The following is a 24,520-nucleotide window of genomic DNA, read 5'->3' as shown; positions in this document are numbered from 1 at the left end:
ACCCGGTCGCAATGTCAAGGCCGCCCCCACAACCGGCAAATGGCTGATACAACCTTTAAGGGAGAAGACTCCCGAAAAACTATCCACAAGAAATAGCGATATTTCGGGGTGACCGTCGCGACTACCCCTTGCGGCACAGATCGCTGCGAATGATTCGAAAGGCGGGGGCCGATGATCGTAATCGTAGACGAGCGAGAGCTCGTCACCGAAGGGTATTCTTCACTGTTCGACCGGGAGGGGGTGGCAACTACCGGTTTCAAGTCAGGCGAGTTCGGCGAATGGGTCTCCAGCGCCGCCGACGAGGATTTGAAGTCGGTCAGGGCATTCCTGATCGGCGATTGCGGCAGCGAAAGCGTCCTGCCGCGCACCATCCGTGACCGCACAGGCGCGCCGGTCATCGCGCTCAGCGAACAGCATTCGCTTGAAAACACGCTGCGGCTGTTCGAATCGGGCGTCGACGACGTCATCCGCAAGCCGGTGCACATCCGTGAGATTCTCGCGCGTATCAGTGCGATCCGCCGCCGCGCCAGCGACGAGCAGAAACCGGCGGAGATTGGCCGCATGCGCATCTTCATGGACGGCCGCGACCCCGAGATCGACTGTCAGCCGCTGCCTCTGCCGCGCCGCGAGCGCCGCATTCTCGAATATCTGGCAAGCAACAGCGGAAGGCGGGTCACGAAAACCCAGGTGTTCAACGCCATCTACGGCTTGTTCGACGAGGAGGTCGAGGAGAACGTCGTCGAGAGCCATATCAGCAAGCTGCGCAAGAAGCTGCGCGAGCGGCTCGGCTTCGACCCGATCGATTCCAAGCGTTTCCTTGGCTATCGGCTGATCGTCTGATGTGTTCCGCACCGGCATCGTCTGCGCCAGGCGGTCGTGCCGACAGCCTCGCGCAAGACAAAAGGGCTAGCCTCGGGTCCAGCGGCATGGATTTTGAGGAGACCTCCCGATGAGCCTGTATGGAATGATGCGCACCGGCGTCTCGGGCATGAACGCCCAGGCCAACCGGCTTTCTTCCGTCTCGGACAATATCGCCAATTCGAACACCACCGGCTACAAGCGCTCGAGCACCGAGTTCTCGTCGCTGATCATACCCTCCACCGGCAGCAACTACACGTCCGGCGGCGTCACCACGACTGTGCGAAACGCCATCTCGCAACAAGGCGACCTGCGCTTCACCACCTCGTCCAACGACCTCGCCATCAACGGCGACGGCTTCTTCATCGTCCAGGATGCGGACGGTCAGACCTTCATGACCCGCGCCGGCGCCTTCACGCCGGACGATGAAGGCCGCCTGGTCAACGCCGCCGGCTTCCAGCTGATGGGATACAGCTACGCCAACGGCATCCCCAGCGCCAATGCCAACGGTTTTGGCGGCCTCGAAGCCGTCAGCGTCAAGATCAACGAGACGACCGCCGCGCCGAGCAAGCTCGGCATCTTCAGCGCCAATCTGCCTGCGAGCGCCGATGCCGTGCCCGCTGCCGCCCGGCCGTCGCAAAACGCGGCCACTGCGGAATTTACGGCGAAATCCTCGCTGCTCGCCTATGACAATCTCGGCCGCGAGGTCCTGCTCGACGTCTACAGCACCAAGACCGCCGACAACACCTGGGAAGTCACCATCTACAACCAGGCTGACGCCGCGCCGAACACGTCCTTCCCCTACAGCCAGCCGGCGCTTTCCACACAGACGCTGTCCTTCGATGGCACCACCGGCCAGCTCACGGCGGCCAGCCCGAAGGACATCACCGTCGCCGTTCCCGGCGGCCAGAGCCTGACGATCGACCTCTCCAAGATGACCCAGCTCGGCGAAAGCTACACCGTCAGCAAGGCTGAGATCGACGGTTCCGGGCCAAGCACGATCGACACCGTGGAAATCGCCAGCGACGGCACCGTCTACGCCCAGTTCAGCGATGGCTCGATCAAGGATCTCTACCGCATCCCGCTCGCCAGCGTGCAAAGCCCAGACCAGCTCAATGTGCTTCCCGGCAACGTCTTCTCCGAAAGCACGATGTCGGGTTCGGTGCAGGTCGGCTTCCCCGGCGAAGGCTCCAACGGCGCAATCGTGTCGGGCGCGCTCGAAAGCTCCAATGTCGACGTGGCCGAAGAACTCACCAACATGATCGAGTCGCAGCGCAGCTACACGGCCAATTCCAAGGTGTTCCAGACCGGCGCCGATCTGATGGACGTCCTCGTCAATCTCAAGAGGTAGCCGCGCGGCCGCGGCGCCCGCGGGCGCCAGCGGCGAAGCGGGCCGCCTGAAAGTCAGTACGAATGTCGCTTTCCTCCGCCCTCAGCATTGCGCAGTCATCGCTCCTCAACAACGGGCGCCAGACCAGCGTCGTTTCGCGCAACGTCCAGGAAAGCAAGAACCCCGACTACACCAGGCGCGTCGCCATCGTATCCAGCCTGGCGCCGGGCGCCCGCGTCGTCGACGTCCAGCGCGCCACCAACGAGCAGCTGTTCCGCCAGAACCTTTCCGCCCTCTCCTCCTGGAGCGGCCAGAGCACGCTCTCCAGCGGGCTGGAGCAGCTCGAAATCTCCGTCAACGGCGTCGACAACAGCACGACGGCCGCCACGGCAATCGGCAAGTTCCAGCAGGCCTTGCAGACCTATTCGGCATCCCCGTCGAACCGCACGCTCGCGGAAAACGCTATCGATGCGGCGCGCCAGGTCGTGCGTACATTGAACAGCGGCACGGCTGCGATCCAGTCGTTCCGGGTCGACATGGATGGCCAGATCGCCGCCGCCGTCGATGAGTTGAACGGGCTGCTCGCCGAGTTCAAGGACGTCAATACGGCGGTCACCACGGGCACCCGCGCCGGCCGCAACGTCAACGACGCGCTCGACCAGCGCGATGCGCTGCTGAAGAAAATCGCCGAATACGTGCCTCTGTCGACGCTTACGCGCGGCGACAACGACATGGTGCTGATGACCAAGGACGGCGCGACGCTGTTCGAGCAGGTGCCGCGCACCGCCTCCTTCCAGGCCTCCACCTCCTATGGGGCGGGCAGCGCCGGCAACCCGGTCTACATAGACGGCGTGCCGGTTGGCCTCGGCAGCGGCGGCAACACCGACGCCTCGGGCAAGATCGCCGGCATGGTGCAGTTGCGCGACGGCGTCGCCACCAGGATGCAGGGCCAGCTTGACGAGATTGCACGCGGGCTTGTCACCGCCTTCGCCGAGACCGGCACCGCCGTGGCCGACAGACCGGGCCTGTTCACCTGGCCCGGCGCGCCGGCCATGCCCGCCGCCAGCACGCTGGTCGACGGTCTGGCAGGCTCCATCAGGATCAGCGCGGCCTTCGATTCCAGCGTCGGCGGCAATCCCGAACTGCTGCGCGACGGCGGCGCCAACGGCACGGCCTATGTCGTCAACATCGATGGCAACGCGAGCTTCGCCGACCTTCTCATCGCCTATGGCGACCGCATGGACCGGCCGATGGCCTTCGATCCGTCGGTCGGCCTTACCTCCAACATAAGCCTGAGCAATTTCTCGACCGCTTCGGTCGGCTGGTTTCAGGCGGTGCGCAAGGACGCCTCGGAAGGCGCCGAAGCCAAGGAGGCACTGGCGGCACGCACGCAGGAGGCTCTGTCGAACGACACCGGCGTCAATGTCGACGCCGAGATGTCGCTGCTGCTCGATCTCGAACACACCTACGAGGCTTCCGCCCGCATCATCAAGGCGGTCGACGAGATGCTGGCGGCCCTCCTGGCAGCGGTGAGATAGCGGCATGAAAACCATGTCCGTATCGACCGCCGCCCTCTCGCAATCGCTGCGCTATTCGCTGGTCCGTGCCCAGGCCGAACTGACCAAGGCGCAGAAAGAACTGCAGACCGGCCAAATGGCCGACACCGGCCTGGCGCTCGGCGCACGCACGTCGCAGACCGTGTCCTTCACGCGCGATTTCGACCGCACGCAGGGCATTGTCGATTCCAACACGCTGATCTCGTCGCGTTTGAAAACCACGCAGGACTCCCTGAAGCAGATCAACGATGCCGCACAGACCTTCCTCTCGACGCTGACCACCAGTTCTTCGGGAGACGCCGTCGGCAACGTCACCCAGTCCAGCGCCAAAATCATGCTGCAGGAACTGACCAGCATCCTCAACACCAGCTTCAACGGCGAACACATCTTCGCCGGCACCAACACCGACGTGACGCCGATCGACGATTTCTCCGCACCCAGCTCGACGGCCAAGGCAGCCTTCGATGCCGCCTTCCAGTCGCATTTCGGCTTCGCCAAGACCGATCCGGCAGCCGCCTCCATCACCGCCGCCGAGATGGACGCCTTCCTCACCGCGGCCGTCGAGCCGCAATTCCTCGGCGCCGGCTGGGCGGCCAACTGGTCGGACGCCACCGACCAGCGCATCGTCAGCCGTGTCACGCTCTCCGACACCACGGAGACCTCCGTCAGCGCCAACGACCCCGGCATCCGCAAGCTCGCCATGGCGGCGGCGACGATCAGCGACCTGTTCGACAGCAACATCGGTCCCGGCGCGCGGCAGGCGCTTCTGGACAAGGCGGTCAATCTGGTCGGCCAGGCAGTCGGCAATATCGGCAACCTGCAGGCCACCACCGGCATTATCCAGAAGCGCGTCAGCGACGCCAGCGACCGGCTCAAAGTGCAGATCGACCTGTTCGAGCGCCAGATCGGCGACATGGTCGGCGTCGACCCTTATGAAGCCAAGACCCGCGTCGACGCCCTGCTCGGCCAGATCGAGGCCTCTTACGCACTGACCGCCCGTCTCCAGCAACTCAGCATCCTGCGTTACATCAGCTAACCCGAGCGACGGCAAACCCAAATATGTACCAATTCTCCTATGCCGACATTCAGACCGACTCGGTCGCCGACGCGCGGGATCGGGAGCGCCAGCTTCTCAATCGCTCCATTGCGTTGCTGGACGAGGCCAGGCAGGCCGGCGCCAATTCGCTCAAGGCAATCGAGGCCCTGCATTTCACCAATCGGCTGTGGACGACTTTCGTCGAGGATCTCGGCAATGCCGACAATGCCTTGCCCAAGGAGTTGCGGGCCAACCTGATCTCGATCGGTCTGTGGCTGTTGCGCGAGGCGGAGGAGGTTCGGCAAGGCCGGTCGCAGAATTTCGAAGGCCTTATCGAGGTTTCGCAGATCATCCGGGACGGAATACGATGAAACCCACGCTGAAGATTTCGCTGAAGCCGAACGAGAAGATCTATCTGAACGGTGCCGTCGTTAGGGCCGACCGCAAGGTGACGATCGAACTCCTCAACGACGTACAGTTCCTGCTGGAGAGCCATGTCATTCAGGCTGCCGAGGCGTCCACGCCGCTGCGCCAGCTCTATTTCATGGTGCAGATCATGCTGATGGAGCCGGAAGGCGCGGCACAGGCTCGGGAGATGTTCCGCAAGTCGCTGCCATTGCTTATCGCTGGCTTCGAGAACCCGCAGATCAGTTCCGCCCTCAAGCAGGTCGACGCGCTGGTCGCCGAGGGGTCGGTGTTCGAGGCGCTGAAGACCATCCGCTCGCTCTATGGGCTGGAGGCCAAGGCCATGGGACATGCCAACGACGCCGCCGCCATGGCGCGTCCGGTCGCGATGGGAGCGCGGGCCTGATGACGACACCAGTCAATGCGGTGCAGACCAACACCCCGAACAGAACGTCGAACGACGCAGCCGCCAAGACCGCGGTCGACTACCAGTCCTTCCTGCGGCTCCTCGTCGCCCAGATGAAGAACCAGGACCCGACTAACCCGATGGATTCCACGCAATATGTGGCTCAGCTGGCTTCCTTCAGCCAGGTCGAACAGTCGGTGCAGATCAACAGCCGTCTCGACCAGTTGCTGCAGGCCTCGACGCTAACCCAGGCCGACGCGCTGATCGGGCGCACGGTGACTTCCGCCGACGGCAAGCTCAGCGGCGAGGTGAAGGAGGTCCGGCTGACCACCGGCGGCGCCGTCGCCGTGCTGGTCAGCGGCAAGGAGATCCCCGTGGGCGCGGGCATCGTCATCTCCGCGACCAACTAGCGTGCTTGCGGCGATGTCGCACAGCATTTGCAGCCAACTGGCACCGGAGGGGAACGCATGAACGAGGCAGATGCGCTCGACATCGTCCAGTTCGCCATCTGGACCGTGCTCACGGCCTGCGGACCGGCGGTTGGCGTCGCCATGATCGTCGGCATCGGCATCGCGCTGGTTCAAGCGCTGACGCAGATCCAGGAGATCACGCTGACCTTCGTCCCGAAGATCGTCGCCATCCTCCTGGTCATCGCCTTCACCGGCCCCTACATCGGCGGCCAGATCACAGCTTTCTCCAACGTCATATTCGAGCGCATCGAGACGGGGTTCTAGAGCGTTTTTTGGTTTGATTGGACCATCGTGCCCACGATGGTTTGCGGCAAGGTCGACGGCTCGGCGAAGTTCGGGCTGGTGGTCCGGACGAAACCAAGCCCGATGGATTTGGCCCAAACCAGCCCGGACCTTCGGTTTGCGTTCAGCGGCTGTCAGGCCGCCTGACCGGGAAACCGGCCCGATCTGCTCGTCTGCCAGGGCACGTTCTTGCCCGTCCTTCGGACCCATGTGGATCGCCGCGCCAAACGGCAATTGGAATGATTCAATCTACTCGGCAAAAATACGAGGAGGCCTATCCCAAGGCCCGCGACAGCGATAGAGAGGCCTGCGCACTGGTTGGAGAACATCTCGACTTCTACAATCGGCGACGCTCTATTCCAGCCTTGACGGCAGGGTACTCGATGATACCTAGCTTACCCGGTTGCTGCTTCCGGAGGCAGGGTAACCAGAGGCAGACTTCCACCTGCAAGCAGCGAAACCTCTCCAAACAAATCGACGTGGACAGCACATCACTTGATCATATCGTACCGGCACAAATTCACTTTCCTTCATTGCCCGAAGACGGCAGGGAGTTCCATAAACATGGCGCTTGTCCCGCATTTGGGGCCACGCGACATTCTGTTGGGCTCTGAGGACGAGCGACTGACGGCTAACGTTCGGCCAAATTTTCGGGCGCGTCTGGATGCTCTGCAACTACGTCAGCCTTTGAGTGTCTTTGCAGCGCTGGGAATCGGCCCAGAATGGCAGAGACGGGTTCTTGGCTTGCAAAGCAAGACGTATCGCGGTTGTTTTGGGCCCAAAGTCGACCATCCGCGCGCGAAGCAAGTGCAGGCATTCGACGAGAAAGCTTGGGAGCGGCATTTCAAATTCACTTTTGTTCGCAATCCCTACGAGCGAACGGTATCGATGTACCTCTTTCTAAGGGGGAAGTCCGAGGCGGGACGCGAACCCTTCTCTGCTTTTGTGCAGAAGCTCATCGAAGGCACGGGCCCACTCGCAGGATGGCGGGAACTTGCCGATACTTGGCCAGTCTATGCCAGCGGTGATCGTATCGTGGTCGATTTCGTCGGCCGCTATGAAACGCTCGGGGCCGATTTTAAGTCGGTGTGTGATCGGTTGAACCTCCCGCACCCGACATTGGGTCACATGAAAGCAGCCCCCCGCTACGATTTTCGTGATTACTATGACGCTGACACCCGCAAATCGGTTCATCGACTTTGCGAACGGGAAATAGACTATTTCGGCTATCGATTTGAAAATTGAGGCACGTGTAAGTATCCGCTCCCAAAGGAGTCAAGGAATGTCTGCGGGTTGCATTTCCTTCGGACCCGAGGGCTGACCTGGACGGCGTCGAAGTGCGCCGGACCATGGGATGAAGGTGCGTTGCGGTGCGCAGAACTTACTTGATCAGTTCCATCGGATGATTCGATGTCATTGATTGCGGGTCCCGGCTTGTGTTGGCGCGGTCCGCTCCGAAGCGGTCGAGGAAATAGTCGCAGACGCCGTTCAGCACCTGTTCCGAGACGTGGCGGGCGGAGGCGTCCTCGGCTCCGAACGTCTGGATCGGCAGGTTGGGCGCGATCCAGCGGACGATTTCGTAGGAGGGGAAATAACGGACTGCCGGATCGGTCGCGATCCATGCGGCCATCGCCTCGTGGAGCGCTGCCCGCAGCGTCGACTTGCTGACGCAGTCGATTTCGGCCGCGCCGCCGGGAGTTGCCTTATGCAGGCCGATGGCGCTGTCCATCGGCACCGGCGAAAGCGTGAACAAGCAGAGCGCATGCGGATTGAGCGCGCGGACCGCGCTGTAGAAGCGGCTGATCGCGGTTTTCGATTCCGCGAAAGTCCCCAGCCTGAATGTCGCGCCCTGCGCCTTGAGGCGCTGGGCAAGGCCCGCCCGCTTGTCGGCATCCTCGGTGTCGGCGAGCAGCAGGAATTTTGGCGCGACCTCGCCTGCCAGCGTCGTGCCGCCTGCCGGCGCGCCGGCGGGAAGGAAAAAATCGAGCGCGCTGCCGATCGTGACGATGACGACCTCGGCTGATGCAATCGATTGGGCAAGCCCGGCAAGGCGCCCGAGCGCCTCGTCGCGCCGGGCCGCACGGCGCTCGGAACTCTCGTCGGGATAGAGCGTCTCGATCCAGCCGGCGACGAAGGCCTGGCGCTCGCCGGCCGGCGCCGAGGCGACGCTCAACATGCGCGCGTTGGAAAACGGCGAGTTCAGGTCCTCGGTCTGCATGAAGGCTTCGGCCGTGTAGCTGTTCGCCTGAAGGAAGACCGCGATGTTGCGCGCAAAGCAGGAGCCCATCGTGAAGATGCGGGTCCGCCGCTCGATCACGGCAAGTTTTTCGACACCGAGCGCGCTGTCGAGGAACGCCGGCGCGAGGCTGAACTCGTCGGCGCAGTCGGGGAAGGCATCGCGCAGCCGGCCGCGCCTGGCCCGCAGCGACGCGAGCCAGGGCTCGAGCTCGGCGCGCTCGTCGGGTCGCAGCCGTTTCTCCAGGAAAGGCGGCAGGACCATGCGCAGCTTCAGCCCCTCGCCGCGGCTGCCACTCGTCTTGATCTCGTCGCGGAACGACTGGATGGCGGCCGCACGATCCGCCGTGCTTGCCGCCGCGTCGAGCGCCTGGGCAAGGCGGCGATAGACGAAGCGCGGCCGGCCCGCCGACTTTCCGGCGTAGAACGCGATCGTTCCGTCGGCGGCCGCAATTGCCTTGAGCGACGCGGTCGAGCGTCTTTCGCGAGGTTTTTTGCGGAAAAGCTTGCTTAAGGAGAAACCCAAGTCATCACCTGTTTCGCGAAAAGCCCTAGCCGCGCTCGATGACCACGGTGAGCGTGCGGCGCACGGCGCCCTGCGGCCCTTCCATCTTGCGGACGCCGTGAAGCGAGTTATGGGTCTTCACGAAGATCATCGCCTGGTTGGTCTTGTAGGGCACCGTGGCGATGGTGTCGGTTTCCTCGTAAGGCACCTGGGCGTTCATAAAATTGTAGCTCTTGCTCACGTCCTTCGCCACGAGCAGGTCGGTGCCGCCGCCCCAATTGTCTGTCCATTCGCCGGGCTTCACCATCGAGAAGACGATCGTGACGAATTTGCCGGGCGAATCGGTGTGCGGGATGACGACGCCGCCGTCGGCCGGCAGGGCCGAAAATTCGAAGCGGGAATAGAGCGGCCTTTCCACCGTGGGCAGCTTGCCCTGCATCAGGCTCTTCAGCGTCTTACGGACTCTCTTGGCCCGCGACTGGCCGGCGCGCGTCAGGCCGAGATCGACGTTCTGCTTGCGCAAACCGTCGAGGACCGAAAAGACGAAGTCGTCGCTCTTCACGTAGGAATGGACTCGCCGCCACGCCGGATGCGAGGCGATGAACTTCTCATATTGCGGGCGATTGCTCTTCTCCGACAGGGAATATTTGTTCCCGAATTTGGAATGGAACTGAAAAAGCTCCATCGGCGGAAATGTATCGAGCAGTTCCGTATAGAGCGCTTCGTCGAAGACCGGCGCGATCACTCCGAACGGATAGGGGGAATATTCCATCTTGAGATTGGAGAAACGGATCGGAGAAGACGCCATGGACCTTGTTTTCAGTTTGAGGAGGCCAGGAACGCTATCTCACCGCCTGACCCGAAAAAATTAGCAGGCCGGCCACCATTCGGCAATTGCCGTCGGGCGGCGGAGAAAACCACACACCGGAAATGAAACGCCGTCGAGCTAAGCGTTTCCCCGTGGATCGAACCGCGCCTCAGCGCGGTCCGATACCCGCCGGCCCACCGGCCATATCTGCCATCCTCGCACAAGCTTGCGCCGCTAGCCTCGACACGGGCGCGATGGGCGTCCGGACATGGTTGGTCCGTCCCTATGGCGATTTCAGAAACCCTCTCCCCCGCGCCGGCCGCCCGGAGCGCCCGCGACGTCTTCTTCGCGCTGGGCATCGTCGTCATCCTGGCGGTGCTGTTCCTGCCGATCCCCGCCTTCATGATCGACATCGGCCTTGCCTTCTCGATCGCGCTGTCGGTGCTGATCCTGATGGTGGCGCTGTGGATTCAGCGGCCGCTGGATTTCTCGTCCTTCCCGACGATCCTGCTGATCGCCACCATGCTGCGGCTTTCGCTCAACATCGCGACGACCCGCATGATCCTGTCGCATGGCAGCGAGGGCACGCACGCCGCCGGCTACATCATCAGCGGCTTTTCGCAGCTCGTCATGAGCGGCGATTTCGTCATCGGCCTGATCGTCTTCCTGATCCTGATCATCGTCAATTTCATCGTCATCACCAAGGGCGCCACCCGTATCGCCGAGGTCGGCGCCCGCTTCACGCTGGACGCCATCCCTGGCAAGCAGATGTCGATCGACGCGGACCTTTCCGCAGGCGTCATCGACGACAAGACCGCGCAGTTGCGCCGCCGCGAGCTGGAGGAGGAGAGTTCCTTCTTCGGCTCGATGGACGGCGCCTCGAAATTCGTGCGCGGCGACGCCATCGCCGGCCTGATCATCACCGCCATCAACATCGTCGGCGGCATCGCCATCGGCTATTTCCGCCACGACATGGGCATGGCGGAAGCCTCCGACGTGTTCATAAAACTGTCGGTCGGCGACGGCCTGGTCACCCAGATCCCGGCGCTTATCGTCTCGCTGGCCGCCGGCCTGCTGGTCTCCAAGGGCGGCACGCGCGGTTCCGCCGACCAGGCGGTGTTCGGGCAGCTCGGCGCCTATCCGCGCGCGCTTTACGTCGCCGCCGGCCTGCTGGTGCTCCTGTCGCTGATGCCCGGCCTGCCGATGTTCCCCTTCGTCACGCTGGCGGCGGCCATGGCGGCGATCGGCTACATCATCCCGCTGCGCCACAGGCGCGAGCAGGAGGCCAAGGCAGCGCTCGCGGCCCATGAGACCGCGACCAAGGAGGACGAGGAGAAGAATTCTGTAAAAGCCTCGCTCAAGACCGCCGAAATCGAACTTTTGATCGGCAAGCAGCTCTCGACAAAACTGCTGGTCTCGCATCAGGAACTAGCCTTCCGCATGGCCAAGATGCGCAAGAAATTCGCTTCGCAATACGGCTTCGTCGTGCCCGAGGTGAAACTCACGGACGACCTCGCCCTGCAGAGCAAGAGCTACCAGATCAAGATCCACGGCACGGTGGTGGCCGAGCATCAGGTGCGCGTCGGCGAACTGATGGTGCTCTTGGGCAAGCGCGATACGCCGGACATCCCCGGCGAGGAGGTGCGCGAGCCGGCCTTCGGCATGCGCGCCTATTCCGTCCCCGAGATGTTCGCGGAGGACCTGAAGCGGGAGCAATACACCTATGCCGACAACATGTCGGTGCTGCTCACGCACCTCTCCGAGGTGATCCGCAACAACCTGCCGCAGCTTCTCTCCTACAAGGACATGAAGGCGCTGCTCGACCGCCAGGACCCGGAATACAAAAAGCTCGCCGACGAGATCTGCACCTCGCACATCTCCTACCCCGGCCTGCAGGCGGTGCTGAAGCTGCTGCTGGCCGAGCGCGTGTCGATCCGCAACCTGCATTTGATCATCGAGGCCATCGCCGAGATCGCGCCGCATGTGCGCCGTACCGAGCAGATCGTCGAGCATGTGCGCGTGCGCATGGCCCAGCAGATCTGCGGCGACCTTTCCGAGGGAGGCGTGCTCAAGGTGCTGCGCCTCGGCAACCGCTGGGACCTGGCCTTCCACCAGAGCCTGAAGCGCGACGCCAAGGGCGAGATCCGCGAATTCGACATCGACCCGCGCCAGTTGGAGGAATTCGGCCAGGATGCCGCGAAGTCGATCAGGGCGCATATGGAAGCCGGCGAGCGTTTTGTCATCGTCACCGCCCCGGACGCCCGCCCCTATGTGCGCATGATCATCGAACGGCTCTACACGACGCTGCCGGTGCTCTCCCATGTCGAGATCGCCAAGGGCGTCGAGATACGCATCCTCGGCACGATTTCGTGACCGCCCTCCCCGAAAGCATCGTCATCGCGGCTTTCCTCGCCTTCTGCCGCATCGGCGGCTGCTTCATGATCATGCCGGGCCTGTCCAGTGCCCGCGTGCCGATGCAGGTGCGGCTGTTCGTGGCGGTGGCCGCGTCAGGCGCGCTGCTCGTCCATCTGTGGGACCAGATACTGCCCTCGGTCAGCCGCGAACCGGCGGTGCTGGCGCCGATGGTGGTCTCCGAGCTGCTCACGGGCAGCCTGATCGGCCTTCTGGCGCGGCTCTACATGATGGCGCTGTCGTTCATGGGCTCGGCCATCGCCATGCTGGTCGGCTATGGCGGGGTCGCCGGCCCGGGTATCGAAAACGGCGAACCGCAGGCGCCGCTCGGCGAGATCATCTCGTTCTCGGCGCTGCTCCTGCTGTTCGTCTTCGATTTCCACCACGAGATCGTCAAGGCGCTGGTGCGGTCCTACGAGGTCGCGCCGCTCAACGCGCTGTTCAATCCGCGTGCGGCACTCGTCAACGTCGCCGACACGATGGGCGAGTCCTTCATGATCGCGCTCCGCCTCGGCAGCCCGTTCATCGCCTATGCGCTGCTCGTCAATCTGACCATCGGCTTCGTCAACAAGCTGGTGCCGCAAATTCCCGTCTACTTCATCTCGCTGCCGATGGTCATCGCCGGCGGTCTGATCCTCTTCTATTTCGGCATCGCCACCATGCTCAGCCTGTTCGCCGACGGTTTTCTCGCTGCAAGTTTTGGAAACTAGGAATGGCGGCTTCGCACCGACCCGGCCCGGAGAAAATCTGACATGGCGGAACGCGAAAAACGCCTGCGAAAACTGCTCACCGTGCAGGAAAAACTGAAAGCCCTGCACGAGACCCGCCATGCCGGCCATGTCGCGGCCGCCGCCGCCGCTCACACCGATGCCGAGGAACTTGTAACCCGTTTCGACGCCGAAGGCTCCATGGCGATGACTTTCCCGGACGTCTACAACCGCGGCATCGCGACGGCGCTCGGCAAGGAGCGCGCCAATCTGCGGCTGGCCGAGACCGAGGCGCAGCGCGTCGCGATCGCCACCGCCCGCGCCAACATGATCGAACGCGCCTGGCGCGAGGCAAGCCGCGCCGACGAACGCAGCAAGACCGAGCGCGATTTGCTGGAATTGCTGGCGCGCAAGACAGCCCCGACCTAACCCTCCCCCTTGAGGAGAGGGTGGCCGCGAGGCGGCCGGGAGGGGTCGTTGCGGCTACATCCTGCAGCGATCCCTCCCCGGTTCGCGATCTCCGCTTCGCTCCGACCGCTCACCGACCCTCCCCTCAAGGGGGAGGGTAAGCCGGCAAGGCTCCCGCAAGCTTTCGCGTCCACAATACCCCCATCAAAACCGGAGGAGCGTTCTCCTTGGCCATTTCCCCGCCCAGCGACATCGTTCTCGACGTCGCCCGCGCCGTCGAGCCGTCCGGACTGGATGCGGCGCGTGCCGCACTCGCCCGGCGTACCGGCACAACGGCCCCGACCGGCACGGACGCCGCCTTCAGCGTCGGCTCTCCTTCCGGCACGGGTGCCTCGCGCGGCCCCGACCCGACCGGCCAGGCCGAGGCCTTCAAGAAATTCGAATCCGTCGTGCTGCAAACCTTCGTCCAGAACATGCTGCCCAAGGATGCAGAGCAGGTCTACGGAAAGGGCCTTGCCGGCGACATGTGGAAATCGATGATGGCCGGCAAGATCGCCGACGTGATGACCGAGCGCGGCGGCATCGGCATCGCCTCACATCTGCTTGCCGACCACTATGTCGAGGGCAAGACAGTCAAGTCCATCGGCCCGGTCTCGCGCGGTCCGGAGCGGACCGAGGAAGACCGCCAGGCCGCTTTGTCCGACGCGCTGGTGCAGGAACTTCAGCGCAAGGCGGCAAACACGCTGCGCGACAGCGGCGGCGATGCCGCCGAGAGCCCAAAGCCGTACAGGAGCGTTACATGACCGAGTACACTGCGGAGGTTCCCGCCATCCGCCCGATGGCCGTCGAGACCCCTCCGGCCGCGCGCCCCGCCAGCCTGTCGATCATCATCGGCCGCATTGAGGAGGCCGTGGAAGCGGAAACCCACGGGCTGAAGAACGACCGCGGTTTCGACCTCCAGTCCTCGAACGCGCGGAAAAGCCGCCACCTCTACGAACTCACCCGCGCCATGAAGGGCATGGGCGAGTCCGACATGATCGCCGAGCATCGCGACGGCCTGCAGCGCCTGCGCGAGACTCTCGCCCGCAACGAGTCGGCCATCCGCGCCCATCTCAACGCGGTCAACGAAGTCGCCACGCTGATGCGCGACGCCATTCGCCATGCCGAGGCGGACGGCACCTATTCCGCCGGCGAGTTCGGGTGGAGCACTTGATCAAGTTCGCGCTTGCCGCAGTCTGGATCTGCGCCGCCACCCTGGGCGCGGTGTTTTATTCCTTCCAGTCGGCTGGCGCGAAATCCGGGACGGAAGTCGCAGCACCTTCGCTGATGGGCGGGCTCGACTATGTGAAGACCGACGTGATCTCCGTTCCGATGATCCGCGATTCGAAGGTCGAGGGTTATTTTCTCGCCCGGCTCGTCTACACGGTCGATCCCTCGGAACTGCGCAAGCTGACCGTGCCGGCAGACGCGCTGATCACCGATGTGGTCTACTCCTACATCTATTCCATGGCGGCGCTGGATTTTTCGAAAACACCGGCGCTCGATCTGGACGCTTTTCGCAAGGGCATCCGCGACGGCATCAACAAGCGCGTCAAGCAGGACCTCGTGGAAGACGTGCTGGTCGAGCAGGTGGATTACCTCACCAAGGACGAAATCCGCGACAACGCGGTCAAGCGCCGCAAGCCGGTCGCCGAAAAGCCCGCCGCGAACGCTGAAGCCGGTGAGGCCGGCCACGAGGCGGCCCCGGCGCACTGAGCCGTCTGGCAGCACGCTTCCCCACGAATTGTCGCAGACCGACGGGACAGGTTGACCGCCGACATCCGGCTGACGTAACCCTCTTCCATCTGATTTGCATCCGCTCGTTTGACCCGAAGCACGATTGCCGAGGGGACGGGGCACACTATTTTGGACGGCAAGACCATCTGCCGGCCACGCCAACCAGGAGACTGAAAATGGGCGCCCAGGACATCGTCGACCGGCTGCGGCCGCGTGTCGAGAAATCGGATTTCGAGAAGTCGGTGAAGTTCGACCTGGGCAAGGACGGCGTGATCGTCGTCGACCGCAACACCATTTCCACCACCGACGCCGAGACGGACTGCACCATTTCGCTGTCGCTGGACAATCTCGAGGCGCTGATGTCGGGCGATCTGAGCCCGACCATGGCCTTCATGACCGGCAAGATCAAGGTCACCGGTGACATGTCGGTCGCCATGGCATTGAGCCAGTTGCTGTAATGCCGAGGTCATTTGCCTTGACCGACGATCAAAGGAAGCAGCCACTGGTATAACCGTATCGCTTTAGGTCTGGCGGGGGCTGGAGATAATGAGGGGAACGGCCATCTCCACCCCACTCCGCCGGAGACGGCCGTCGGACCGCGCTATACCGGCCCGGTCCTTGTTCATGAGGTTGTAACTTACGCGGCCCGCGCGAGTTCCATGTGCGCCTTCACCTTGCGCCCCGCGGGCCTGAGCACGCCATGTGCTCCATCCAACGCACCGCCCGCGAGTTCCAGCGCCAGGAAGCGGTGACGCTCATAAGGACCAGGCATTGCGAGCCGGCCGGTCTTCTCCGCCGAGAAGCCGAACCGCGCATAATACGGCGCGTCGCCCACGAGCAGGATCGCGCCATGCCCCAGCCGCTTCGCTTCCGCGATAGCGTGCAGCATCAACGCCGAGCCGATGCCGGCGGATTTCACCGACGGATCGACGGCGAGCGGACCGAGCAGGAGCGCCGACTTATCCCTCCCCCTTGGGGGGAGGGTGGCCGCGAAGCGGCCGGGTGGGGTCAGTGCGGCAGTGCGCTGCATGTCGGCGGTGCCTTCTGAGGTTACCCCCTCTGGGCTGCCGCCCATCTCCCCCTCAAGGGGGGAGACAGCAAATCGCACATCCCACAACCGGACCGTCCCCACGACATGCTCGTCCGCGTCACGCGCGACGAACGCCAGCCCTTCGGAAGGCCGGCGGCCGCGCCGCAATTTTTCCGACGACTTGCGCTTGCGGCCCGCGCCCATGGCGCGGTCGAGCAACATCTCGCGCGCACCGACATCGGCGGCGGTCTCGGCGATGATGACATGCGCGGCGCTCCCCTCCCCCCTTGAGGGGGAGGTGGCGAAGCCGCCGGTGGGGGTCGCCTCGGCAGTTCTTCGCATATTGGCGGTGCCTTCTGAGGTTACCCCCTCTGGGCTGCCGCCCATCTCCCCCTCAAGGGGGGAGAGTCCGCGCGCCAACGCGGCACCCATAACTGCAATGTCTTTTTCGGCATTCATTTCAAGAAAATCCTTCACCCGCAGAGGTCTGTTCCACAAGCGAACCCGTCGCCGGCAACAGAGCGCCGGCGTTCGGGAAGTGATCTGAGGGGCTAAAAGCCCGTCAGATCACGTAGGATCGGAGCGGCTCGAAGCCGTTGAAGGCGACCGCCGAATAGGTGGTCGTATAGGCGCCGGTGCCTTCGATCAGCACCTCGTCGCCGATGGTCAGTGACAGCGGCAGCGGATAGGGCGTCTTCTCGTACATCACGTCGGCCGAGTCGCAGGTCGGGCCGGCGAGCACACACGGGGACTTTTCGTCCTGATCCCGCGCGGTCACGATCGGATAGCGGATCGCCTCGTCCATGGTCTCGGCGAGACCGCCGAACTTGCCGATGTCGAGGAAAACCCAGCGCACATTGTCGTTGTCGGCCTTCTTGGAGATCAGCACGACTTCCGACTTGATGACGCCGGCATTGCCGACCATACCGCGGCCCGGCTCGATGATGGTCTCCGGGATGTCGTTGCCAAAGTGCTTGCGCAGCGCCGAGAAGATCGCCTGGCCATAGGCCTGCGCCACCGGCACGTCCTTCAGATACCGGGTCGGGAAGCCGCCGCCCATATTGACCATCTTCAGCACGATGCCTTCCTCGGCCAGCGTCGAAAACACCTTCTTCGCATCGCCCAGCGCACGGTCCCACGCCGTCAGGTCGCACTGCTGCGAGCCGACATGGAACGACACGCCATGGGCGTCCAGCCCCAGCGACTTCGCATGGCGCAGCACGTCGACCGCCATCGCCGGCACGCAGCCGAATTTTCGCGACAGCGGCCACTCGGCGCCTTCGCCGTCGGTGAGCACGCGGCAGAACACGCGGCTGCCGGGCGCGACGCGGGCGATCTTTTCGACCTCCTCGACGCAGTCGACCGCGAACAGCCGGATGCCCAGATTGTAGGCGCGCAGGATGTCGCGCTCCTTCTTGATGGTGTTGCCGAAGGAGATGCGCTCCGCTGGAGCCCCCGCGTCCATGGCCATCTCGACCTCGGCAACGCTCGCGGTGTCGAAGGACGAACCCATCGTGGCAAGCAGGCGCAGGATCTCCGGCGCCGGGTTTGCCTTCACCGCGTAATAGATCTTGCTGTCCGGCAGCGCCTTCTCGAAGGCGCGGAAATTGTCGCGGACCACGTCGAGGTCGACGACCAGGCACGGGCCGTTCGGTCGTCGGGTGGCGAGGAAGTCGAGGATGCGCTGCGTGGCCATCGGGTCTCTCCAGTCGCGCGGGTACTCTCCCGCGCTTCAATGCAAGGTGCGGACCGCCCTCTGGGCGTTCATCCGCGGTGGACAAAGGGGCGAGACGGGTTCGCGTGGCGCCAGCCGGTGGAGACCCCGGAACCACGAAACGCATCTCGCGCGTCGGCTTGCTAAGACCCTGCGGTCCGCGCTCGCTTTGTCTGCCTTGGCTTGGATGGGAGACCCCAACCGCACTGCCGGCAATGAAGGTGTGCCTCTTCAGTAATTGTCGGCGTTGGACTGCCGACAGAGACCAGAAAGGCCCGCACCGTCGTTGCTTCAAGACGTCCTCGGATCGGCGGTTGGCCGCTGAACCGACCGGGCTCGTTACTTCCCGGGTACCGTCCCGACATCTCGCCATTCCGAGGGTCGGGGGACGCCCACAGGCACGTGCGACTTTGGGCAAGCGCGATATAGGAATCTTGGCTGTCACAATCAACGAAAAAATGCACCCCGCTTGCATTTCTTCGAGACGTGAACAATTCTGCCGCGACACATGGGAAACGGTGAACGATGCTTGGTACGCGCGACGCCCTCAACGCCTTCCTCGAGCTGCCGCAAGTGCCTGTTCCCCATGCGGAATCCGGCCTTCTCGACGGGTTGCGGCTGGGCGTCAAGGACATATTCGACGTCGAGGGCTATCGCACCGGCTGCGGCAATCCGCAAAAATTCGCGGAAGCCGTTCCCGCCACGAGCAGCGCGTCCTGCGTGAAGGCGCTGCTCGATTCGGGCGCGCGTTTCGCCGGCAAGACGGTAACCGATGAACTGGTGTTCTCGCTGTTCGGCCAGAACGTGCATTTTCCCCTGCCGATCAATCCGAAGGCGCCTGAGCGCTACACCGGCGGCTCTTCCTGCGGCTCGGCGGCGGCAGTGGCCGGCGGCCTGGCCGACATAGCGCTGGGTTCCGACACAGGCGGCTCGGTGCGCGCGCCGGCGAGCTTTTGCGGCCTGATCGGCCTGCGCACCACGCAGGGCCGCATCCCGATCGACGGGACCATGCCGCTCGCTCCTTCCCTCGATACGGTCGGCTGGTTCGCCGCCGACATCGAGATCTACGAGGCGGTCGGAAAAATCCTGCTCGGCCGCGACATCCACCGCGCCCTGCTCACCCGCGCCGTCCCGCTGGACACCATGGAAGGGTTCCTCGCCGGGCCTGAGGAAACCGCCGAATATGAGCGCATGAAGAGTTTTATCGATCTGCCCATCGAACACCGCGCCACACTGCCCTTCACCTCCTCTCCGGACGAACTCTATTTCTGCTTTCGCAACATCCAGGCTTTCGAGGCCTGGGGGGCGCATGGCGCGTGGCTCGAACCGCACGGCGACACGGTCGCGCCCGCCACGCTCGAGCGGTTCCGCTATGGCAGGACGGTCGATGAACAGACCGTCCATGCCGAGCGCATCCGCCGCCATACCTTCCGCGCCGAGATGCTGGACCTGCTGAAGGACGGCGCGGTGCTGGTGCTGCCCACCGTGCCGGGCGCTTCGCCGCTGAAAAGCACGCCGCCCGAGGAATTGCAAAACTACCGCGAACGCGCGCTGCATCTTTTGTGCCTCGCCGGCCTCTCCGGCTGTCCGCAGATCACGCTGCCGCTCGGCACTGTCCACGGCGCGCCCTTCGGCCTCTCCCTCGTCGGCCCGCCCGACAGCGACGTCGCTTTGATCCGGCTGGGACGGAAGATTCTGGCAAATGCGGGAGTGGGCTGACGCGATGGACACCCTCACCCGCATGCGCGCCTTCCTCGACGTGGTCGATGCGGAAGGTTTTTCCGCCGCCGCGCGAAAGATCGGCCGCTCCAAGGCGCTGCTCTCCAAATATGTGCGCGAACTGGAGGACGAGCTCGGCGCCCTGCTGCTCAACCGCACCACCCGCCAGTTCTCGCTGACCGAGGCCGGCCACACCTATTTTCGCCGCGCCTCCGAGATCGTGCGCGAGATCGACAGCCTTGCCGACGCGGTACGTGAATCCTCCGGCGACGTGCGCGGCCGCATAAAACTCTCCGCCCCGCGCACCTTCGCCGACGCGCCGATCGGCCAGGCGCTGATCGACTTCGCCCGCGACCATCCCGAGATCGTGCTGGAGATCCAGCTCGACGACCGCTTCGTCGATCTTGTCGAGGAAGGGTTCGACCTCGCCATCCGCATCACCCGGCTGGAGAGTTCCTCCCTCATCGCGCGGCGCCTCTCTCCCTTCTCCGTGCGCATTTGCGCGTCGCCGGAGGTCATCGACAAATACGGCATGCCAACGCGCCCCCAGGACTTCGCCCACAAACCCTGTGTCATCGACACCAACGGCCGTTGGCTGTCCAACTGGCCCTTCGTCGGGGAGGACGGCGAGACCAGCACCGTCTCGGTCACCGGCCGCATCGAGGTCAACAGCCCGATGGCGGCGCGCGCCGCCGCCGTCTCCGGCCTAGGCTGGGCGGTGCTGCCCGATTTCATCGCCCAGCCCGACATCGACGCCGGCCGCCTGGTGCCCGTGCTCGACGAACGCCTGCCGCGCGGCGGCGGCATCTTCGCCGTCTACCCCCACCGCCGCTACTTGCCCGCGAAAGTCCGCGTCTTCGTCGACTTCCTGGTGCAGTGGTTCCGGAAAAACGGGGCCGAGTAAGGCTTTCGGCTTATCCGCAAACGGTCCTTCGTCGGTCGAGCGGCGTTGCCGCCGAACCGTCGATAGGGTAGCTTTGGCATCGGCCATCGAGGGCATGCGCCATGAGCGAGGAGCAGCTTGTACGTCGGCTTGCGGCAATCCTCGCCGCCGATGTCGTCGGCTACAGCCGCCTCATGGAAGCCAATGAAGAGCAGACGCTGTCGGCCCTCCGCCGCCACCGCCATGAATTCTTCGACCCCACCGTCGCCAGGCATGGCGGGCACATCTTCAAGGTGATGGGCGACGGTTTTCTGATCGAGTTCGGCAGCGTGCTGAACGCGGCCCGCTGTGCCGCCGAGATTCAGCGCGGCATGATCGAGCGCAACGCCGGACTGCCGGAAGACCGCCACTTCCTGTTCCGCATGGGCATCAACCTCGGCGACATCATCGTCGACGGCGACGATTTCCACGGCGACGGCGTGAACATGGCGGTTCGCCTGCAGGGCCTTGCGGTTCCAGGCGGCATCGCCTGCTCGGCCGCGGTGCGCAACGAGGTTGCCAACAAGCTCGACCTCGGTTTCGTCGACCAGGGCCCGCGGACGGTGAAGAACATCGTGCAGCCGGTCCACGTCTTTTTTGCCGATTGGGGGCAGAACGGGCCGCTGGCGGAATCCGCGGCCCGGGGCGGCCAGCCGCGCGCGGCCGTCGCCAAGCCGTCCGTGGCGATCCTTCCCTTTGCCAATCTGAGCAGTGATCCCGATCAGGAATATTTCAGCGACGGCATCACCGAGGACATCATCACCGACCTGTCCAACGTCTCCGGCCTGTTCGTGATCAGCCGCAATACGGTTTTTTCCTACAAGCGCAGCACGCAACCCCTGGCGCGCATCGCCCGCGAACTCGGCGTCGCCTATATCGTCGAGGGCAGCGTCCGCAAAGCCGGAAACCGCGTGCGGATCAATGCCGAGCTGATCGAAGGCGCCACCGACGGCCATCTCTGGGCCGAACGCTACGATCGCGACCTGACGGATATATTCGCCGTACAGGATGAGATCGCCAAGGCGGTCGTCAGCCAGCTCAGGGTCAAACTGCTTCCCGAGGAGAAGAGAGCGATCGAACAGGCGCCGACGGAGAACGTCGAGGCCTATACGCACTATTTGCGAGGGCGGGAATATTATCACATCGCCAACAAGGCGAACCATCTGATGGCGCGCCAGAACTTTCTCCGCGCCGTCGAACTCGACCCCGCCTATGCCCGAGCCTATGCCGGCATCGCGTTCTGCGACATCCGGCTTCAGTCGATCTATGGCGACAAGATCAAGGTCGACGACATCTTGGCGACTGCCGAAAAGGCGCTGGCGATCGATCCGCAACTGGCCGAGGCCCATGCGGCCCAGGGCATTGCGCTTGCGCTCGGCGGCAACCGCGCCGCCGCTGCCACGGCCTTGGGCCAGGCGTTGGCGCTCAATCCCGATTGCCATGAGGCCAATCGCTTCTATGCCGAATTCTGCGTGACCGATGGCAACTTCGAGCTTGCCGCGAAGTATTTTGTGCGCGCCATGGAGGTCAAACCGACGGATTACGGCTCGCCGGCGATGCTCGTCAGCGTGCTGCGCTCCGACGGCAGGATAGAAGAGGCAAGGAACTACGGGCGCGTCGCGGTCAGGAAAGCCGAGGAAGAACTTCAGCGGCATCCGGAGAACGCCAATTGCGCATGTCTCGCGGCAACGGTGCTGGCCTTCCTCGGCGAGAACGAACGGGCTCTGGCGTGGCTCGCGCAGTCTATCGCAACCGATCCAAGCGACACGCATATACAGTACAACGCCGCCTGCACGTATGCGCAGCTTGGAGAAGTTGAACGGGCGATTGATCTTCTGCAAACCTGGGCGCCGCATGTCGGCAGCGATATGAAATTGTGGTTCATGAACGATGCGGATCTGGAGTCGATCCGCTCTCATCCTCGCTATCAGAAGTTGATGGAAGTTATGGGATCCGCCGATTTGATGCAACGTCCCGAAGAAATTTCAGAATAACCTGGTTTTCGCAAAGCTCTCGCCAGGTCAATATTGCTATGTTACATTGAACACTCCATCGGCGAGGGGTTCGGATGGGCGGCACGCGGTTCAGGCTCTTCGTTCAGCCTCCGTACGAGGACGACTTTTCCCGCCCCGAAATCATCACCGTCTCGTCGCCTGAAGGCAGCCTTCGTGTCGGCCCGTCGGACGACAGCATGTATGTCATCGTGCCGGACCGGAAGTCCCGCCCCTATGGCCTCAACATCGGTCCGCTTGGAACGCCGTTCCTATATCTTCCGCCCTGGCAGGGCCGGATCGTGGCGCCGGCCGTTCCGGATCGGCGGGGCAATTTCGATCACTATCGCCCGGGAATGCCGGGCTTCGAGGCCGCCCACGCATTCGGCTGCGCGCGCTTCACCTTGGACATATGGGAGAATTACCTCGGCCATTCGTTGGCGTGGCATTTCAGCGATCACTACGACCGCCTGGAGATCGACATTTTGTCGGACTGGAACAATGCCCAGTACGGCTACGGCTTCCTTGAACTGGGCAGTCAGACCGATGCGGACGGCCGGACCCTGCCGTTCAGTCTCGACTTCGACATCATTGCCCACGAGGTCGGCCACGCGGTCATCTACGGCGTCCTCGGAGTTCCGGACGCCGAAAACGAATATCCCGAATACCTCGGCTTCCAGGAATCTTTCGCCGATTCCGTCTCGCTCATCGCCGCGATGCATTTCCCCTCGGTTGTCGAAAACGTGCTTGAACAGACAAGGGGCAACCTTTATCTCGCCAACCGCCTCGCCCGCTTTTCCGAGTTTTCGCCGCACCGGCAGATACGCTCGGCAAACAACAAGCGCACCATGGCCGAGTTCGTCCATGGCTGGAAGAACGAGCACGATCTTTCCGAACCGCTGACCGGCGCCATCTTCGACAGCCTGGTCGACATCTTTCACGAAAATCTGGTGGCGCGCGGCATCATCGCGCCTGAGGTCGCGGCACTGGCTGACGTCGCGCAGTCCGATTCCTCTCTCGAAAGCCCGTTGCAGGACATGTTCGACGTGGCCTTTGCGCGTGACCCCGACGGCTTCGGGGAGGCGCTGCTCGATGCGCGCGATGTCATGGGCATGTATCTGGCCGAGACGTTGCGGACGCTGAGCCCGGACCTTCTGGATTATGGCGACGTCGCCGGCGCGATGCTGGCGGCCGACCGCATGCACTCCGGCGGTGAATTCTCGGACCTGCTCGACGGCAATTTCCGGCGCCGGGGCATCGGCGAATTGCATGCCGGCAGGCGCCTGCGACCACGCAGAAAGGACAGCGAGCGACGCTTCACGCGCACCTTGACCCCTGGACAAGGCGACTATCTCCCAAATCTTAGCTTTCGTGAGAGGCGCATGATCTTCTTTGAGAGGTGAATAGGCAACCGGAGGACGTGATAATGCCAAGACCGCGCGACTCTATACTAGATGTATCTGCAATATATCTTTTCGGCAGAATTGTTGACGATCTGACAATAAGACCGCCTATTTCGAACGACCCCGGCCGCCCACCGCGCCGTGGGGACAACAATTTCTTAGCGAGGCAGCTAAATATAACCGATGGCATAGAAATACACCTCGCCCGGATATATCTTTTCTCATTCGAGGGAGGATTATTTGATCTGTCCAGGCCTGCGATATATCTTGTCCATGGCACGGGAATGGATATCGAGGAGATACCGGACGTCCCAGGGCTTGACCTGATCTCTCGTTCTCCTGCCTCCCCTTCGACGACCGGAATCGGGTCGCAGAGCGGATCATTCGCCCGTTCGCTAAAGGTCTGGGCATATGACAAAAGCGATTTCACGATACGGATCGACGCGACCACCGGAACCTTCGAGCAGACGCTGCTCGGACCGGAAACGGGTTTCGACCCTCGTGGCTTCGGCACAGGCTCAGGCAGATCGAGCGGCGGCAGATCCAG

The 24,520-nt window shown here is 63.5% G+C and carries 24 protein-coding genes; 20 read left to right on the top strand and 4 right to left on the bottom strand.

Annotated features, from left to right (window positions below; translation table 11 throughout):
* The first annotated feature begins 171 nt into the window (after positions 1 to 171).
* The 9 genes from ABMA59_RS22915 to ABMA59_RS22875 all read left to right on the top strand — a co-directional run bounded on the left by ABMA59_RS22915 (position 172) and on the right by ABMA59_RS22875 (position 7,588).
* Positions 172 to 840: a response regulator transcription factor gene (locus tag ABMA59_RS22915; protein WP_349007708.1), complete on the top strand. Its 669-nt coding sequence runs from the start codon at positions 172 to 174 to the stop codon at positions 838 to 840.
* 109 nt (positions 841 to 949) lie between these two features.
* Positions 950 to 2,209 (top strand): flagellar hook protein FlgE, encoded by a 1,260-nt coding sequence (locus tag ABMA59_RS22910; RefSeq protein ID WP_349007707.1) that lies wholly within the window; start codon positions 950 to 952, stop codon positions 2,207 to 2,209.
* A 62-nt stretch (positions 2,210 to 2,271) separates the two neighbouring features.
* Positions 2,272 to 3,726 (top strand): flagellar hook-associated protein FlgK, encoded by a 1,455-nt coding sequence (gene flgK / locus ABMA59_RS22905; protein ID WP_349007706.1) that lies wholly within the window; start codon positions 2,272 to 2,274, stop codon positions 3,724 to 3,726.
* Between the two features lie 4 nt (positions 3,727 to 3,730).
* A complete protein-coding gene (locus tag ABMA59_RS22900) occupies positions 3,731 to 4,780 on the top strand; it encodes a flagellar hook-associated family protein (RefSeq protein ID WP_349007705.1) in 1,050 nt (349 codons plus the stop codon).
* Positions 4,781 to 4,803: 23 nt separating this feature from the next.
* Positions 4,804 to 5,151: a flagellar biosynthesis regulator FlaF gene (gene flaF, locus ABMA59_RS22895; protein ID WP_349007704.1), complete on the top strand. Its 348-nt coding sequence runs from the start codon at positions 4,804 to 4,806 to the stop codon at positions 5,149 to 5,151.
* Positions 5,148 to 5,591 carry a flagellar biosynthesis repressor FlbT gene (gene flbT, locus ABMA59_RS22890; RefSeq protein WP_349007703.1) on the top strand — a complete coding sequence of 148 codons (444 nt, stop codon included), beginning with the start codon at positions 5,148 to 5,150 and terminating at the stop codon, positions 5,589 to 5,591. Before flaF ends, flbT begins: the two co-directional genes overlap by 4 nt.
* Positions 5,591 to 6,001, top strand: a complete 411-nt coding sequence (gene flgD / locus ABMA59_RS22885) for a flagellar hook assembly protein FlgD (protein ID WP_349007702.1) — start codon at positions 5,591 to 5,593, stop codon at positions 5,999 to 6,001. The genes flbT and flgD overlap by 1 nt, the downstream gene beginning before the upstream one ends.
* Positions 6,002 to 6,058: 57 nt before the next feature.
* Entirely contained in the window at positions 6,059 to 6,325 is a 267-nt protein-coding gene (gene fliQ, locus ABMA59_RS22880; RefSeq protein ID WP_349007701.1) for a flagellar biosynthesis protein FliQ, read from the top strand.
* A 513-nt stretch (positions 6,326 to 6,838) separates the two neighbouring features.
* A complete protein-coding gene (locus tag ABMA59_RS22875) occupies positions 6,839 to 7,588 on the top strand; it encodes a sulfotransferase family 2 domain-containing protein (protein ID WP_349007700.1) in 750 nt (249 codons plus the stop codon).
* A gap of 136 nt (positions 7,589 to 7,724) precedes the next feature.
* Here ABMA59_RS22875 and ABMA59_RS22870 read toward each other — a convergent pair whose 3' ends face one another.
* Together ABMA59_RS22870 and ABMA59_RS22865 are read right to left on the bottom strand one after the other, a co-directional pair.
* A complete protein-coding gene (locus tag ABMA59_RS22870; protein WP_349007699.1) occupies positions 7,725 to 9,104 on the bottom strand; it encodes a GSCFA domain-containing protein in 1,380 nt (459 codons plus the stop codon).
* Between the two features lie 25 nt (positions 9,105 to 9,129).
* The gene (locus tag ABMA59_RS22865) at positions 9,130 to 9,891 is read right to left on the bottom strand and encodes a hypothetical protein (protein ID WP_349007698.1); all 762 of its coding nucleotides are present in this window, start codon (positions 9,889 to 9,891) and stop codon (positions 9,130 to 9,132) included.
* Between the two features lie 285 nt (positions 9,892 to 10,176).
* On the opposite strand from ABMA59_RS22865, the gene flhA reads away from it, so the two are divergent.
* From flhA to ABMA59_RS22830, 7 genes are all read left to right on the top strand, one after another.
* Positions 10,177 to 12,264 carry a flagellar biosynthesis protein FlhA gene (gene flhA, locus ABMA59_RS22860; protein WP_349007697.1) on the top strand — a complete coding sequence of 696 codons (2,088 nt, stop codon included), beginning with the start codon at positions 10,177 to 10,179 and terminating at the stop codon, positions 12,262 to 12,264.
* Positions 12,261 to 13,013 carry a flagellar biosynthetic protein FliR gene (gene fliR / locus ABMA59_RS22855; protein WP_349007696.1) on the top strand — a complete coding sequence of 251 codons (753 nt, stop codon included), beginning with the start codon at positions 12,261 to 12,263 and terminating at the stop codon, positions 13,011 to 13,013. The genes flhA and fliR overlap by 4 nt, the downstream gene beginning before the upstream one ends.
* Before the next feature lie 42 nt (positions 13,014 to 13,055).
* The gene (locus ABMA59_RS22850; RefSeq protein ID WP_349007695.1) at positions 13,056 to 13,439 is read left to right on the top strand and encodes a hypothetical protein; all 384 of its coding nucleotides are present in this window, start codon (positions 13,056 to 13,058) and stop codon (positions 13,437 to 13,439) included.
* Positions 13,440 to 13,645: 206 nt separating this feature from the next.
* Positions 13,646 to 14,221, top strand: a complete 576-nt coding sequence (locus ABMA59_RS22845) for a rod-binding protein (RefSeq protein ID WP_349007694.1) — start codon at positions 13,646 to 13,648, stop codon at positions 14,219 to 14,221.
* Positions 14,218 to 14,631: a hypothetical protein gene (locus ABMA59_RS22840; protein WP_349007693.1), complete on the top strand. Its 414-nt coding sequence runs from the start codon at positions 14,218 to 14,220 to the stop codon at positions 14,629 to 14,631. Before ABMA59_RS22845 ends, ABMA59_RS22840 begins: the two co-directional genes overlap by 4 nt.
* The gene (locus tag ABMA59_RS22835) at positions 14,628 to 15,173 is read left to right on the top strand and encodes a hypothetical protein (RefSeq protein ID WP_349007692.1); all 546 of its coding nucleotides are present in this window, start codon (positions 14,628 to 14,630) and stop codon (positions 15,171 to 15,173) included. The genes ABMA59_RS22840 and ABMA59_RS22835 overlap by 4 nt, the downstream gene beginning before the upstream one ends.
* A 197-nt stretch (positions 15,174 to 15,370) precedes the next feature.
* Positions 15,371 to 15,652, top strand: coding sequence for an SCP2 sterol-binding domain-containing protein (locus ABMA59_RS22830; protein ID WP_349007691.1), 282 nt, complete (start codon positions 15,371 to 15,373; stop codon positions 15,650 to 15,652).
* A 179-nt stretch (positions 15,653 to 15,831) separates the two neighbouring features.
* On the opposite strand, the gene ABMA59_RS37265 is transcribed toward ABMA59_RS22830, so the two are convergent.
* Entirely contained in the window at positions 15,832 to 16,566 is a 735-nt protein-coding gene (locus ABMA59_RS37265) for a GNAT family N-acetyltransferase (RefSeq protein WP_425475971.1), read from the bottom strand.
* A gap of 220 nt (positions 16,567 to 16,786) precedes the next feature.
* Entirely contained in the window at positions 16,787 to 17,920 is a 1,134-nt protein-coding gene (gene odc2, locus ABMA59_RS22815) for an ornithine/lysine decarboxylase (protein WP_349007690.1), read from the bottom strand.
* Positions 17,921 to 18,463: 543 nt separating this feature from the next.
* On the opposite strand from odc2, the gene ABMA59_RS22810 reads away from it, so the two are divergent.
* From ABMA59_RS22810 to ABMA59_RS22795, 4 genes are all read left to right on the top strand, one after another.
* On the top strand, positions 18,464 to 19,657 hold the full coding sequence (locus ABMA59_RS22810; protein WP_349007689.1) for an amidase: 1,194 nt from the start codon (positions 18,464 to 18,466) through the stop codon (positions 19,655 to 19,657).
* Between the two features lie 4 nt (positions 19,658 to 19,661).
* A complete protein-coding gene (locus ABMA59_RS22805; protein WP_349007688.1) occupies positions 19,662 to 20,561 on the top strand; it encodes a LysR family transcriptional regulator in 900 nt (299 codons plus the stop codon).
* 101 nt (positions 20,562 to 20,662) lie between these two features.
* A complete protein-coding gene (locus tag ABMA59_RS22800; protein ID WP_349007687.1) occupies positions 20,663 to 22,573 on the top strand; it encodes an adenylate/guanylate cyclase domain-containing protein in 1,911 nt (636 codons plus the stop codon).
* Between the two features lie 74 nt (positions 22,574 to 22,647).
* The gene (locus ABMA59_RS22795) at positions 22,648 to 23,973 is read left to right on the top strand and encodes a gluzincin family metallopeptidase (protein ID WP_349007686.1); all 1,326 of its coding nucleotides are present in this window, start codon (positions 22,648 to 22,650) and stop codon (positions 23,971 to 23,973) included.
* Positions 23,974 to 24,520 lie beyond the last annotated feature (547 nt).

Source organism: Mesorhizobium yinganensis (genome assembly GCF_040081985.1).
Taxonomy (GTDB): domain Bacteria; phylum Pseudomonadota; class Alphaproteobacteria; order Rhizobiales; family Rhizobiaceae; genus Kumtagia; species Kumtagia yinganensis.
The sequence above is the reverse complement of the archived record's forward strand: the minus strand, read 5'-3'. Positions and strand labels throughout refer to the sequence as shown.

What these genes read in the sequence shown, in the direction of transcription:
- ABMA59_RS22915 (WP_349007708.1), top strand. Translation starts at nt 172, where the DNA reads ATGATCGTAATCGTAGACGAGCGAGAGCTCGTCACCGAAGGGTATTCT.
- ABMA59_RS22910 (WP_349007707.1), top strand. Translation starts at nt 950, where the DNA reads ATGAGCCTGTATGGAATGATGCGCACCGGCGTCTCGGGCATGAACGCC.
- flgK (WP_349007706.1), top strand. Translation starts at nt 2,272, where the DNA reads ATGTCGCTTTCCTCCGCCCTCAGCATTGCGCAGTCATCGCTCCTCAAC.
- ABMA59_RS22900 (WP_349007705.1), top strand. Translation starts at nt 3,731, where the DNA reads ATGAAAACCATGTCCGTATCGACCGCCGCCCTCTCGCAATCGCTGCGC.
- flaF (WP_349007704.1), top strand. Translation starts at nt 4,804, where the DNA reads ATGTACCAATTCTCCTATGCCGACATTCAGACCGACTCGGTCGCCGAC.
- flbT (WP_349007703.1), top strand. Translation starts at nt 5,148, where the DNA reads ATGAAACCCACGCTGAAGATTTCGCTGAAGCCGAACGAGAAGATCTAT.
- flgD (WP_349007702.1), top strand. Translation starts at nt 5,591, where the DNA reads ATGACGACACCAGTCAATGCGGTGCAGACCAACACCCCGAACAGAACG.
- fliQ (WP_349007701.1), top strand. Translation starts at nt 6,059, where the DNA reads ATGAACGAGGCAGATGCGCTCGACATCGTCCAGTTCGCCATCTGGACC.
- ABMA59_RS22865 (WP_349007698.1), bottom strand. Translation starts at nt 9,891, where the DNA reads ATGGCGTCTTCTCCGATCCGTTTCTCCAATCTCAAGATGGAATATTCC.
- flhA (WP_349007697.1), top strand. Translation starts at nt 10,177, where the DNA reads ATGGCGATTTCAGAAACCCTCTCCCCCGCGCCGGCCGCCCGGAGCGCC.
- ABMA59_RS22850 (WP_349007695.1), top strand. Translation starts at nt 13,056, where the DNA reads ATGGCGGAACGCGAAAAACGCCTGCGAAAACTGCTCACCGTGCAGGAA.
- ABMA59_RS22840 (WP_349007693.1), top strand. Translation starts at nt 14,218, where the DNA reads ATGACCGAGTACACTGCGGAGGTTCCCGCCATCCGCCCGATGGCCGTC.
- ABMA59_RS22830 (WP_349007691.1), top strand. Translation starts at nt 15,371, where the DNA reads ATGGGCGCCCAGGACATCGTCGACCGGCTGCGGCCGCGTGTCGAGAAA.
- ABMA59_RS37265 (WP_425475971.1), bottom strand. Translation starts at nt 16,566, where the DNA reads ATGCGAAGAACTGCCGAGGCGACCCCCACCGGCGGCTTCGCCACCTCC.
- odc2 (WP_349007690.1), bottom strand. Translation starts at nt 17,920, where the DNA reads ATGGCCACGCAGCGCATCCTCGACTTCCTCGCCACCCGACGACCGAAC.
- ABMA59_RS22810 (WP_349007689.1), top strand. Translation starts at nt 18,464, where the DNA reads ATGCTTGGTACGCGCGACGCCCTCAACGCCTTCCTCGAGCTGCCGCAA.
- ABMA59_RS22805 (WP_349007688.1), top strand. Translation starts at nt 19,662, where the DNA reads ATGGACACCCTCACCCGCATGCGCGCCTTCCTCGACGTGGTCGATGCG.
- ABMA59_RS22800 (WP_349007687.1), top strand. Translation starts at nt 20,663, where the DNA reads ATGAGCGAGGAGCAGCTTGTACGTCGGCTTGCGGCAATCCTCGCCGCC.
- ABMA59_RS22795 (WP_349007686.1), top strand. Translation starts at nt 22,648, where the DNA reads ATGGGCGGCACGCGGTTCAGGCTCTTCGTTCAGCCTCCGTACGAGGAC.